Here is a 12,212-nt window from a genome sequence, read left to right on the forward strand (position 1 = left end):
CGGAGGGAACGGCTCACCAGGAGACGGGCTCACTGGTGGAAGGGCCGCACCTTCTCCAGCATCCAGTCGCCGACCGGGTCCTGGGCCACGTCGAGGAGGACGAGGTTGACGGGCCACGGCACCTGGACGCGGCCGAGCGCCCGGCCCAGCGCGTCGAGGGGGACGCTTCGCGTCGTTTCGTCCCACAGCGTCGCCTGGAATCCGGAGACACCGATGAAGAGGACGGGGTCGCCGCCCTCGATGCTGGCCAGGGCCCGCCGGGCGGTGGCGACCAGACCGGTCTGCCGGAACTCGGCGGAGACGGCGGCGAGGAAGTCCACCGGCTCCTCCTTCCAGTCCGGCTCCCACAGTCGCACCCGGCCGCCGCCGGCCGGTCCGTCCAGCGGGCTGCCGCCGGTGCGGCAGAGCTCGGCGACGGCGGCGGGGGGCAGCGGGAGCCCGACCGCGCCGCCCGGGTTCACGGCGATGCCGAGCTGCGGGGGCAGTCCGCGCGCGAACTCGCGGGCGGGCGCGACGGCGAAGGAGAGATGGGTGCCGACGCAGCCGAGGAACTGCGCCTCGGAGCTGAAGACGGGGACGAAGGCCGCGCCGTCGAGCTCGATCGTCGGCAGGTCGAGGTCGGCGCTGGCGGGGTTGCCGCCGTTGGGGAGCGGAATCCAGACCTGGCTGCGGCCGAGCACCTCGACGAGGCGGCCGGCCGCCTCGGGGACGCCCAGCGAGGCGCTGAGTACTTCTTCGAGCTCGTTCGCCGGCCACCCCTGGAGCTGCTGGGGCGGCGTCTGTGCCGGGATGTCCACTGCCTCTGTGTCCTCTACTCGACCGTGTCCTGCGGCAGAAACAGTAGCCGCCGACGGGCGTCGTCGTCCCGGTACGGGCGCGGGACCGCCGACGGCCAGGTCCGGGAAGGCGATGGACCGCAGCGCCCCGGCCGCCGGACGGTCCAGCAGCACCGCGGAGGCGCAGCCCGGGGGCAGCAGGCCGAGTTCCGTGTCGCGCAGCAGCCGGCCGACCGCGCGGCGGTGCCGGGCGAAGGCGTACCCGGAGACGCCGCGTCCGCGTTCGCGCTGGCCCGCCCGCGCGGTCTCGGGTGTCACGTCGAGCAGCACCAGGTGGAGGGTGCGGCCCCGGCTCACCGCGTGGCGGGCCAGCCAGCGGCGCACCCATGCCTGGGTGCCGCAGTCGTGGACGACGACCGCCTCGCCGGAGCGGAGCGCCCGCAGCAGCCCGTAGTAGTGGGCGGCGCGGACCAGGGGGCGGTAGAGGGCGTACGGGAGTAAGCGGGGCAGGGCCGCCGCGAAGCGGTCCCGGGTGTCCTGGGAGTCGATGGCGCGGGCGGTGACCGTGCGCCGGATCAGGGTCGACTTGCCGCTGCCGGGCAGCCCGGAGACGACGACCACGTCCCCGGGGGCGAATTCCAGCCGCCGCGGTCCGTCCCCCGCCCCGCCGCGCAGGTCGCGCACGGCCGGCGGCCCCTTCTCGGCGGCGGGCTGTTCCCGCCGCGCCGGGACCGTCCTCCGCACCACCCCCGCGTACGGTCGCCACGACATCGGCACTCCCCCTGTCGAGTCACCCACCCCTGCCCACAAAGTGTAAAGAAAAGGTAATGCGCGGCAAGCGTCCCGGACGGGAGGCGGGGCGGCGGCGGGGGCGGGGGTACCGGGCGCCGAGGCGGTCCGCCCTGCGTGCGATGATGTGCGCGCAACTGCATACCGGCCGTTTGAATCCACGCGGGAGAGTCCCGGCCACCGTGTGTGCCGGGCGCCGAAGGAGCAAGTTCCTCCCTTGAATCTCTCAGGCCCCGTACCGCGTGGATGAGGCAGATCTGAAAAGCGAGCCGTTCACCGGCTCCACCCAAGGTGCAAGCCGACCCGTCAGGGGCCTCTCGGCGAACCTCTCAGGTTCCGATGACAGATGGGGAGGGACCGTCCTCGTCGTCATGCCCTGCGCCCTGGGAGCCACACCTCATGAGCACCGCCCCCCGTACGACCGCCCTCGATGCGCTGCATCGCTCGCTGGGCGCGACCATGACCGACTTCGCCGGCTGGGACATGCCGCTGCGGTACGCCAGCGAGCGTGACGAGCACAACGCGGTGCGCACCCGCGCCGGGCTCTTCGACCTCTCCCACATGGGCGAGATCGCCGTCACCGGCCCCGGGGCCGTCCGCTTCCTGAACCACGCGCTGGTCGGCAACATCGGCACGGTCGGCGTCGGACGGGCCCGCTACACGATGATCGTCCGCGAGGACGGCGGCATCCTGGACGACCTGATCGTCTACCGCCTGGCCGACGACGAGTACCTCGTGGTCGCCAACGCGGGCAACGCCCGGACCGTGCTGGACACCCTGACCGAGCGGGTCGCCGGCTTCGACGCCGAGGTCCGCGACGACCGCGACGCGTACGCGCTGATCGCCGTCCAGGGCCCCGAGTCCCCCGCCATCCTGAAGTCCGTCACCGACGCCGACCTGGACGGACTGAAGTACTACGCGGGCCTGCCCGGCACGGTCGCCGGGGTGCCCGCGCTCATCGCCCGTACCGGCTACACCGGCGAGGACGGCTTCGAGCTCTTCGTCGCCCCCGAGCACGCCGAGGCCCTCTGGGCGGCCCTCACCGAGGCCGGCGCCCCGCACGGCCTGATCCCCTGCGGGCTCTCCTGCCGCGACACGCTGCGCCTGGAGGCGGGCATGCCGCTGTACGGGCACGAGCTGACCACCGAGCTGACCCCGTTCGACGCGGGCCTCGGCCGGGTCGTGAAGTTCGAGAAGGAGGGCGACTTCGTGGGCCGCGAGGCCCTCACCGCCGCCGCCGAGCGCGCCGAGACCGCCCCGCCCCGCAAGCTCGTCGGCCTGGTCGCCGAGGGCCGCCGGGTGCCGCGCGCCGGTTTTCAGGTGGTCGCGGACGGCAAGGTGATCGGCGAGGTCACCTCCGGCGCCCCCTCCCCGACGCTGGGCAAGCCGATCGCCATGGCGTACGTGGACGCGGCGTTCGCCGCACCCGGCACCGAGGGCGTGGGCGTCGACATCCGGGGCACCCACGAGCCGTACCAGGTCGTGGCCCTGCCCTTCTACAAGCGCCAGAAGTAGGCGTCGGCGCCCGTCGCGCCCCGCCCACCGGGGCGAACGTGACGCAGTCGCGTCTCATCCCGTAAGACCATCGTTCATCAGCACCCACCCGCGTACAGGAGAATTCAGGTCATGAGCAACCCCCAGCAGCTGCGGTACAGCAAGGAGCACGAGTGGCTGTCGGCCGTCGAGGACGGCGTGGCGACCGTCGGCATCACCGAGTACGCGGCCAACGCGCTCGGTGACGTCGTGTACGCCCAGCTTCCGGAGGTCGGCTCCACGGTGACCGCGGGCGAGACCTGCGGCGAGCTGGAGTCGACCAAGTCCGTCAGCGACCTGTACTCGCCCGTCACCGGCGAGGTCACCGCGGCGAACCAGGACGTGGTGGACGACCCGTCCCTGGTGAACTCCGCCCCCTTCGAGGGTGGCTGGCTGTTCAAGGTTCGCGTCGCGGAGGAGCCGGGGGATCTGCTCACCGCCGACGAATACACCGAGTTCTCCGGCAACTGAGACCCAAGGGACCGCCTGATGTCGCTTCTCAACTCCTCCCTCCACGAGCTGGACCCGGACGTCGCCGCCGCTGTCGACGCCGAGCTCCACCGCCAGCAGTCCACCCTCGAGATGATCGCCTCGGAGAACTTCGCTCCGGTCGCCGTCATGGAGGCGCAGGGCTCCGTCCTCACCAACAAGTACGCCGAGGGCTACCCGGGCCGCCGCTACTACGGTGGCTGCGAGCACGTCGACGTGGTCGAGCAGATCGCGATCGACCGCATCAAGGCGCTCTTCGGCGCCGAGGCTGCGAACGTCCAGCCGCACTCCGGTGCGCAGGCGAACGCCGCCGCGATGTTCGCGCTGCTCAAGCCGGGCGACACGATCATGGGTCTGAACCTGGCCCACGGCGGTCACCTGACCCACGGCATGAAGATCAACTTCTCCGGCAAGCTCTACAACGTGGTCCCGTACCACGTCGGTGAGAACGGCGTCGTGGACATGGACGAGGTGGAGCGCCTCGCCAAGGAGTCCCAGCCGAAGCTGATCGTGGCCGGCTGGTCCGCCTACCCCCGCCAGCTGGACTTCGCCGCCTTCCGCCGCATCGCGGACGAGGTCGGCGCGTACCTGATGGTCGACATGGCGCACTTCGCGGGCCTGGTCGCCGCGGGCCTGCACCCCAACCCGGTGCCGCACGCCCACGTCGTCACGACCACCACGCACAAGACCCTCGGCGGTCCGCGCGGTGGTGTGATCCTCTCCACCCAGGAGCTCGCCAAGAAGATCAACTCGGCGGTCTTCCCGGGCCAGCAGGGCGGCCCGCTGGAGCACGTGATCGCGGCCAAGGCCGTGTCGTTCAAGGTCGCGGCCTCCCCGGAGTTCAAGGAGCGCCAGCAGCGCACGCTGGACGGCGCCCGCGTCATCGCCGAGCGTCTGGTCCAGCCGGACGTCACCGAGGTGGGCGTCTCCGTCCTCTCCGGCGGCACCGACGTGCACCTGGTCCTGGTGGACCTGCGCAACTCCGAGCTGGACGGCCAGCAGGCCGAGGACCGGCTCCACGAGATCGGCATCACGGTCAACCGGAACGCCATCCCGAACGACCCGCGCCCGCCGATGGTCACCTCCGGTCTGCGCATCGGTACGCCGGCCCTGGCGACCCGCGGCTTCCAGGCGGAGGACTTCACCGAGGTGGCGGAGATCATCGCCTCGGCCCTGAAGCCCGCCTTCGACGCCGAGGACCTGAAGGCCCGCGTCGCCGCGCTGGCCGAGAAGTTCCCGCTGTACCCCGGCCTGGGCAAGTAGCAACCGCCCGTTCACGGGCATTTTTCGCAGGTCGGGCGGGGCATCGCGCACACTGGAAGGTGAGCGCGGTGCCCCGCCCTGTTGCTCCGCCCCCCTCACACCCATTCTTCGTTTCGCCGGTGGACAACGGCGTCCGCCCAGCTAGGAGTCATCCGTGGCCATTTCGGTCTTCGACCTGTTCTCGATCGGCATCGGGCCGTCCAGCTCCCACACGGTGGGCCCGATGCGGGCGGCGCGGATGTTCGCGCGCCGGCTGAAGAACGAGGGCCTGCTCGCGCCGACCGCCGCGATACGCGCCGAGCTGTACGGCTCCCTGGGCGCGACCGGCCACGGCCACGGCACGCCGAAGGCGGTCCTCCTCGGCCTGGAGGGCGAGTCGCCCCGGACCGTGGACGTCGAGTCCGCCGACGCCCGGGTCGAGCGGATCCGCACCACGGGCCGCATCAACCTGCTGGGCGCCCACGAGATCCCGTTCGACGCGGACGAGCACCTGGTCCTGCACCGCCGCAAGGCCCTCCCGTACCACGCCAACGGCATGTCCCTGCACGCGTACGACGAGACCGGCGCGCTGCTGCTGGAGAAGACGTACTACTCGGTGGGCGGCGGGTTCGTCGTCGACGAGGACGCGGTCGGCGCCGACCGGATCATCCCCGACGACACCGTCCTCGCCCACCCCTTCCGCACCGGCGACGAACTGCTCCGCCTGGCCCGTGAGACGGGCCTCTCCATCTCCTCGCTGATGCTGGAGAACGAGAAGGAGTGGCGCACCGAGGAGGAGATCCGTGCCGGTCTGCTGGAGATCTGGCGGGTCATGCAGGCGTGCGTCGGCCGGGGCATGTCCCGCGAGGGCATCCTCCCCGGCGGTCTCAAGGTCCGCCGTCGCGCCGCCAACTCCGCCCGCCAGCTGCGGGCCGAGGGCGACCCGCAGACCCACGCGATGGAGTGGATCACCCTCTACGCCATGGCGGTCAACGAGGAGAACGCCGCGGGCGGCCGGGTCGTGACCGCCCCCACCAACGGCGCGGCCGGCATCATCCCGGCGGTGCTGCACTACTACATGAACTTCGCGGCGGGCGGCGCCACCCCGGAGGAGAAGGACGACAGCGTCGTCCGCTTCCTCCTCGCGGCGGGCGCCATCGGCATGCTCTTCAAGGAGAACGCCTCGATCTCCGGTGCCGAGGTCGGTTGCCAGGGCGAGGTCGGCTCCGCCTGCTCCATGGCCGCCGGCGCGCTCGCCGAGGTCCTGGGCGGCTCCCCCGAGCAGGTCGAGAACGCCGCCGAGATCGGCATGGAACACAACCTCGGCCTCACCTGCGACCCGGTCGGCGGCCTCGTCCAGATCCCCTGCATCGAGCGGAACGGCATGGCGGCCGTCAAGGCCGTCACCGCCGCGAAGATGGCCCTGCGCGGCGACGGCACCCACAAGGTCTCCCTCGACAAGGTCATCAAGACCATGAAGGAGACCGGCGCGGACATGTCCGTCAAGTACAAGGAGACGGCCCGGGGCGGGCTCGCGGTGAACATCATCGAGTGCTGAACACCGCCGGACAGAACCCGGGAAGCGGAGCGTCAAAACCGCGGGGCGGCGCGGCGCGGAGCGTCAGAACCGCGGGGCGGGGCGTCCCGGTGCGTCAGGACCGCAGGGCGGCGCGGCGGATCTTCCCGCTGTTCGTCCGGGGCAGGTCGGCGACGAAGTGGACGTGCCGCGGGTACGCGTGGGCGGAGAGCCGGGTCTTCACCAGGGCCTGGAGTTCCGCCTCCAGGCGGGGGCCGGTGGCGGCGGTGCGGGTGGGTACGACGTACGCCTCCACGACCTCTCCGCGGAGCGCGTCCGGGGCGGTGGTGACCGCGGCCTCCGCGACGTCCCGGTGGTCCAGCAGGACGTTCTCTATCTCGACCGGACCTATGCGGTAGCCGGCCATGACGATGACGTCGTCCTGACGGCCCTCGATGTGGAGGGCGCCCGTGGGCCCGACCCGGGCCAGGTCGCCGGTGATGAACCACCGGCCGTCCCGCGCGAACGTGCCGCCGGCCCCCGGGGCGGGCTGGGCGGCTCCCGCGTACCCGTCGAACCACATGAGCGGACTGCGCGCCACGTCGACGGCGAGGAGCCCGGTCTCGTCCCGGGTCTCGCGTCCCGTCCCGGGGTCGACGACCGTCAGTTCCCAGCCGGGGAAGGGGCGCAGCTCGCGGCGGGCGGACGGTGGGCCGGGGACGGGGCCCCAGGCCTGTCCGGCGGCCATGCCCAGTTCCGACTGGCCGTAGTGGTCGAAGAGGTCGGCGCCCAGGCAGCGCCGGGCCCAGGGGGCGAGGTCCGGGGGCAGCGGTTCACCGGCGGAGGAGCAGGCGCGGAGCGCGGTGCGCAGGGGGCGGTCGCCGAGTGTGTTGCGCAGCGCCCGGTAGGCGGTGGGGGCGGCGGCGAAGTTCGTCACGCCGAGGCGGGTGAGGGCGCGGGCGGTGAGCCCGGCGTCGAACCGGGCGCGGAGCAGGGTGGTGGTGAGGCCGAGGGCGAGCGGGCCGATGACCGCCTGATAGAGGCCGTATCCCCAGCCGGGGTCGGCGAGGTTCCAGAAGACGTCGTCGGGGCGCTGGCCGAGACCGAACCATTGGTATGCGGCGAAGGCCGCCGTCGCCCGGACGGGGACGGTGACGGCTTTGGGCAGGCCCGTCGTTCCCGAGGTGTACAGGTCGATGAAGGGCGCGTCACCGCCGGGACGGCGGCCGGGCGTGGGCGTGGGCAGCGGGGTGTCGGTCTCCAGGTCCTGGAGGCGGTGGGTCCCGGGTCCGGGGGCGTGGGTGAGGTCGCCGTTGACGACGATCGGGGGGAACGGTGCCCCGGCCTCGGCCAGGGGCTGGAGTTTGGGCAACTGCGCGGCGTCGGCGACGACGAGCGCGGCGTGCGCGGTGCGGGCGGCGACGGCCTCGCTCTGGAAGGCGGTGAACAGCGGTATGTGTACGGCTCCGAGGCGCCAGGTCGCGAGCAGGGTGACCACGTGTTCGGCGGACTTCGTCATCAGGGTGGCGACGCGGTCGCCCTCGCCCACTCCGAGCCGGTGCATCGCGTGGGCGAGCCGGCGGGAACGCTCGGCCAGTTCTCCGTAGGTGACCAGGTCGGCGCGGAGGTCGGGGCCGACGACGCGCAGTGCGGGGTGGTGCGCGGGGTGCCGGTCGCAGAGGAGGTGCGCGAGGTCCGTGTCCGGGCTTGCGAACGCGGCGACGAGGTCGGCTATGGACGGTTGTGAGGTGGGCACGGGGGCTCTCCTGGACGAGGTCGTGGTGTCGGGTTCGGTCGAGGTGCGTTCTCCGGTGCGGGTGGAGCGGAACGGGTGCGGGGTGGAGCGGAACGGGTGCGGGGTGGAGCGGAACGGGCGCGGGGTGGAACGGAACGGGCGCGGGTGAGGGCCGGCCGGAGCCCACCGGGGCTCGGGCCGGGCCCGGCGCCGCGTCCGCGTCCCGCTCGTACGGGCTCCCGGGGTGCCGGGCGGGCGGTGGGCGGCGCCGGGGCGCGCGGTCAGCGCACGGTGTGGGTGGCGAGGTCGACGACCTGGGCGGCGATGGTCTCCAGGGTGCGCCAGTCCTGCTGGGCCGTGCCGCGCAGCCGCTGGTCGCCGGGGTCGGTGTCCAGGATCACGTAGGCGCAGCCCATGGCTTCGAGGGTGCGGAGGTCGTCCCGGAGCTGTTCGGTCGTGCCGTGTCCCGTCTGCCGGGTCGCGTCGGGCAGCGGCTCGGAGGTGAGGGAGACCTGGATGCGGGGGCAGAGCTGGACGGGCGGGCGTCCCTCCTCTTCGGTGAGTTTGCGCAGGGTGGGCACGGCCACCTGCTGGAGCCAGTCGGCCCGGGGCCACAGCGGGTGCCACGCGTCGCCGTGGCGGGCGGCGCGGCGGACCGCGGGCAGGCTGTTGCCGCCGATCCAGACGGGGGGCGAGGGTTGGCGGTGGGGCATGGGGGCGCTGTGGACCGAGGTGAAGGAGACGGTCTCGCCCCGGAAGGTGGCCCGCCCGTCGCTCCAGAGCCGCCGCAGGGCGGCGAGGTACTCGTCGGTGAGCCGGCCCCGGGAGGTGTAGGGGACGTTGAGCGCCTGGTATCCCTGGCGTGCCCAGCCGACGCCGACGCCGAGGACGAAGCGGCCCCCGGAGAGCTGGTCGAGGGTGGCGCCCATGCGGGCCAGCAGCAGCGGATGGCGGTGCGGCATGATCACCACGCCGGTTCCGATCTCGATGCGGGAGGTCTGTCCGGCGAGCCAGGCGAGCGAGGTGAAGGCTTCGTAGAACGGCTCCGGAGAGCGTCCGGCGGCGTCCGGGGTGAGGGCCACGTGGTCGGAGACCAGCAGGAGGTCGTACCCCAGATCCTCGATGGTGCGGGCCCAGCCGAGCAGAGTCTGCGCGTCCATGCCGGGGCCGAAGTTGGGCAGGTTGATGCCGATCTTCACCGGGTGGTTCTCCTTGTGCGGGACCGCGACGGGCGGGTGTTCCGCCCGGCGGTCTGTCGTACGGGGTAGCGGGGTGCGGGTGCGGCCACGGGCGCGGGGCACCCGCACCCCGCGCCGGGGGTTACGGGCGGTCCGCGCCGTCGGGTGCGGTGGGGACGAGGAGGACCTTGCCGCGGATTCCGCCGTCCTCGAAGGCGCGTACCGCCTCCGCGGCCCGGGCGAAGGGGTGGACGGTACCGACGCGCACGGTGAGGTCCTTGCTGTCCACGAGGCCGACCAAGGCCTCCAGGGCCCGGCCGTCCTGTTCGACGAAGGAGATCTCCGGGGTGATACCGCGTTCCGGGGGCGGGACGACCGTGGGGACGACGGTCACCAGCCGGCCGCCGTCCTTCACCGCCTCGATCGCGTCGGGGATGCCGGCGGTCTCGAACACGACGTCGTAGCCGCCGGACCGGCGGGCCTGCGCGACGGACGTGTGGACCTCCTGCGCACCGAGTTCGCGTGCGAGCTCCGTGTCCTTCTCGCGGACTAGCGCGGCGGCGTGCCATCCGCGCAGGCGGGCGAGTTGGAGCGCGTAGCCTCCCAGGGCGCCCACGCCTCCGGTGACCAGGATCGTGCCGCCCGGCGGGAGGGGGAGCCGGGCGAAGGGCTGGTACACGCTGAGCGCGGCGAGCGGGAGGGCGGCGGCCTCCCGCAGGCCCAGCGAGCGCGGGGCCGGGGCGAGCAGGTCCTCGCCGATGGTGACCCGCTCGGCCCAGGTGCCCAGTCCGGTTCCGGCCTGGGCGCTCATCCCGACGACGGGGTCGCCCACGGCGAAACGCTCGGCGCCGGGTCCGGTGGCCTCGACACGGCCGGACAGGTCCCAGCCCAGGATCATCGGCAGCGGGACGGTGAGCTCGTCGCCCTTGGACCCCGAACGGACCTGGTTGTCCACGGGGTTGACGGACACCGCCTCGATCCTGACCGTGACCTCGCCGGGCCCGGGGGCGGGCGCGTCGGGCACCTCGCTCTCGTGCAGGACGTCGGGGCTTCCGAAGGTGTTCATGATGACTGCGCGCACGGTGCTGACTTCCTCGTGGTTCAGGCCTCGGCGGGAGCGGGGCTCTGGGCGGGTGCGGGGCTCTCGTCCAGCGGGCCGGCGCCCTTGGGCCGTCCGCCGCGGCGGTCGTGGCGCAGGGCGAGGACGGCGACGGGCAGGGCGAGCAGCGAGACGGCCGCGGCGGTCCAGGTGACCCCGTCGGCTCCGAGGGACGACCCGATCACCAGGCCGCCGATCCAGGCGCCGAAGGCGTTGGCGAGCTGGAAGGCGGAGATGTTGACCGAGACGGCCAGCGTCGGGGCACCGGACGCCGCGGCCAGCAGGCGCGCCTGGAGGGCGGGCGTGATGGCGAAGGCCGCCGCACCGAAGACGAAGACGGCCACCGAGACGGCGGGCTTGCTGTCCAGGGTGAGGCCCAGCACCACGAGTGCCAGGGGCAGCGCGACGAGCATCCCGCACAGCGACGCCATCAGGGAGCGGTCGGCCAGCCGGCCTCCCACCAGGTTGCCGACGAGCGATCCGACCCCGTAGACGAGGAGGAGGACGGTGACCGAGGTGCCGGAGAAGCCGGTGGTGTCGGTCAGCATCGTCGCGAGGTACGTGAAGGCGGTGAACGCGCCGGTCTGGCCGAGCACGGTCATGCCGATGGCCAGCAGCACCTGCGGGCGCGCGAAGACGGACACTTCGGCACGGAGGCTGGTGGTGTCGGGCGCCACGCCGCCCTCCGCTTCGCGGGCGGTGGGGATGAACAGCGCGATGAGCGCGGTGCCGGCGAGGGCCACGCCGGAGACGGCCCAGAACGCGGACCGCCACCCGAACTGTTCCCCGAGGAGGGTGCCGAGGGGGACGCCCAGCACGGTGGCCAGGTTGAGGCCGGCGGCGACCTGTGCGACGGCCCGGCCCTGCTTCTCCGGGGCGACGGAGTTGACGGCGACGACCAGGGCCACCGCGAAGAGGGTGGCGTGGGCGAGCGAGGAGACGACGCGGGCCACCAGCAGCACGGTGTAGCCGGGGGCGAGGGCGGCGATGACGTTGCCGAGGGTGAAGATCGCCATCAGCGCGAGCATGAGCGTCTTGCGCTCGACGCGGGTGGTCAGCGCGGTGATGAGCGGGCCGCCGATGACCACGCCCACGGCGTAGGCGGTCACCAGCAGGCCCGCGCTGGGAACGCTGACGTCGACGTCGGTGGCGATGTTGGGCAGCAGGCCCGCGATCACGTATTCGGCGGTTCCCACCCCGAACACGCAGACGAGTAAGGAGAACAGGGGCAGGGGCATGGCGCCACCTCTCAAGATATGTACGCGGTACGTGCATGCAAACACATTGATTGCATGCTCAGTGACGGAGTGTCAAGATGACTGGACGAGAACGGATTTACGGAGGCACCGGATGACGCACGCGACCGGACGCACCGAGGAAGCACGGGAGACGCCGCCCCCGTGGGCACCCGCGACCGCGGACTGGATGGCCGTCCACCGCGCCCACGCGCGGGTGACCGACGCCGTCGAGCGCGCGCTCGACCGCCGCCACCGGCTGCGCGTCTCCGAGTTCCACGTCCTGGCCGCCCTGGCGGGGGCCCCCGAACGCAGCCTGCGCATGCAGGACCTCGCCGAGGCCGTCGGGCTGACGCACAGCTCCGTGAGCCGGCTGACGGGGCGACTGGAGGACCGTTCCCTCTGCGAGCGCTGTCTGTGCCCCGACGACCGGCGTGGCGTCTTCGGCCGCCTCACCGACCAGGGGGCCGAGTTGGCCGCACTGGCCGCCGTCACCTACGCCGAAGCCCTGTCGGCCGTGCTTTCCCGCTCGGGCATGGCCGTGGACCGCACCCCGGGGGGCCTGCACTTCCTCGTCGGCCCGTCGGCGTGACGGCCGGCCCCGGCAACCGCCCTGCGGC

General features: G+C 72.9%; 10 protein-coding genes, 1 pseudogene and 1 riboswitch. Of the genes and pseudogenes, 5 read left to right on the top strand and 6 right to left on the bottom strand.

Annotated features, from left to right (window positions below):
- Nucleotides 1-29: 29 nt before the first annotated feature.
- Together ACFWEE_RS04775 and ACFWEE_RS04780 are read right to left on the bottom strand one after the other, a co-directional pair.
- On the bottom strand, nucleotides 30-797 hold the full coding sequence (locus tag ACFWEE_RS04775; protein ID WP_386886479.1) for an enhanced serine sensitivity protein SseB: 768 nt from the start codon (nucleotides 795-797) through the stop codon (nucleotides 30-32).
- Between the two features lie 261 nt (nucleotides 798-1,058).
- A pseudogene (locus tag ACFWEE_RS04780) lies at nucleotides 1,059-1,547 on the bottom strand (AAA family ATPase); the annotation flags it as partial.
- Between the two features lie 171 nt (nucleotides 1,548-1,718).
- A riboswitch (glycine riboswitch) is annotated at nucleotides 1,719-1,816 on the top strand.
- 148 nt (nucleotides 1,817-1,964) lie between these two features.
- Between ACFWEE_RS04780 and gcvT the strand changes: the two are divergent.
- From gcvT to ACFWEE_RS04800, 4 genes are all read left to right on the top strand, one after another.
- Complete coding sequence (gene gcvT, locus ACFWEE_RS04785) at nucleotides 1,965-3,080, top strand: glycine cleavage system aminomethyltransferase GcvT (protein WP_386886355.1); 1,116 nt, start codon at nucleotides 1,965-1,967, stop codon at nucleotides 3,078-3,080.
- A 111-nt stretch (nucleotides 3,081-3,191) separates the two neighbouring features.
- Nucleotides 3,192-3,569, top strand: a complete 378-nt coding sequence (gene gcvH / locus ACFWEE_RS04790) for a glycine cleavage system protein GcvH (protein WP_386886357.1) — start codon at nucleotides 3,192-3,194, stop codon at nucleotides 3,567-3,569.
- Nucleotides 3,570-3,587: 18 nt separating this feature from the next.
- The gene (gene glyA, locus ACFWEE_RS04795; protein ID WP_386886359.1) at nucleotides 3,588-4,850 is read left to right on the top strand and encodes a serine hydroxymethyltransferase; all 1,263 of its coding nucleotides are present in this window, start codon (nucleotides 3,588-3,590) and stop codon (nucleotides 4,848-4,850) included.
- Between the two features lie 154 nt (nucleotides 4,851-5,004).
- Nucleotides 5,005-6,387, top strand: coding sequence for an L-serine ammonia-lyase (locus ACFWEE_RS04800; protein WP_386886360.1), 1,383 nt, complete (start codon nucleotides 5,005-5,007; stop codon nucleotides 6,385-6,387).
- A gap of 94 nt (nucleotides 6,388-6,481) precedes the next feature.
- Here the strand turns inward: ACFWEE_RS04800 and ACFWEE_RS04805 are convergent, their stop codons facing one another.
- From ACFWEE_RS04805 to ACFWEE_RS04820, 4 genes are all read right to left on the bottom strand, one after another.
- A complete protein-coding gene (locus ACFWEE_RS04805) occupies nucleotides 6,482-8,101 on the bottom strand; it encodes an AMP-binding protein (RefSeq protein WP_386886362.1) in 1,620 nt (539 codons plus the stop codon).
- 260 nt (nucleotides 8,102-8,361) lie between these two features.
- Nucleotides 8,362-9,279, bottom strand: coding sequence for a TIGR03619 family F420-dependent LLM class oxidoreductase (locus ACFWEE_RS04810; protein WP_386886364.1), 918 nt, complete (start codon nucleotides 9,277-9,279; stop codon nucleotides 8,362-8,364).
- A 121-nt stretch (nucleotides 9,280-9,400) separates the two neighbouring features.
- Entirely contained in the window at nucleotides 9,401-10,339 is a 939-nt protein-coding gene (locus ACFWEE_RS04815; RefSeq protein WP_386886366.1) for an NADP-dependent oxidoreductase, read from the bottom strand.
- 20 nt (nucleotides 10,340-10,359) lie between these two features.
- Nucleotides 10,360-11,595, bottom strand: a complete 1,236-nt coding sequence (locus ACFWEE_RS04820) for an MFS transporter (RefSeq protein ID WP_386886367.1) — start codon at nucleotides 11,593-11,595, stop codon at nucleotides 10,360-10,362.
- A gap of 112 nt (nucleotides 11,596-11,707) precedes the next feature.
- Between ACFWEE_RS04820 and ACFWEE_RS04825 the strand changes: the two genes are divergently transcribed.
- Complete coding sequence (locus ACFWEE_RS04825; RefSeq protein WP_386886369.1) at nucleotides 11,708-12,184, top strand: MarR family winged helix-turn-helix transcriptional regulator; 477 nt, start codon at nucleotides 11,708-11,710, stop codon at nucleotides 12,182-12,184.
- Nucleotides 12,185-12,212: the final 28 nt, after the last annotated feature.

The sequence above is a fragment of the Streptomyces sp. NPDC060184 genome (assembly GCF_042728795.1).
Lineage (GTDB): Bacteria > Actinomycetota > Actinomycetes > Streptomycetales > Streptomycetaceae > Streptomyces.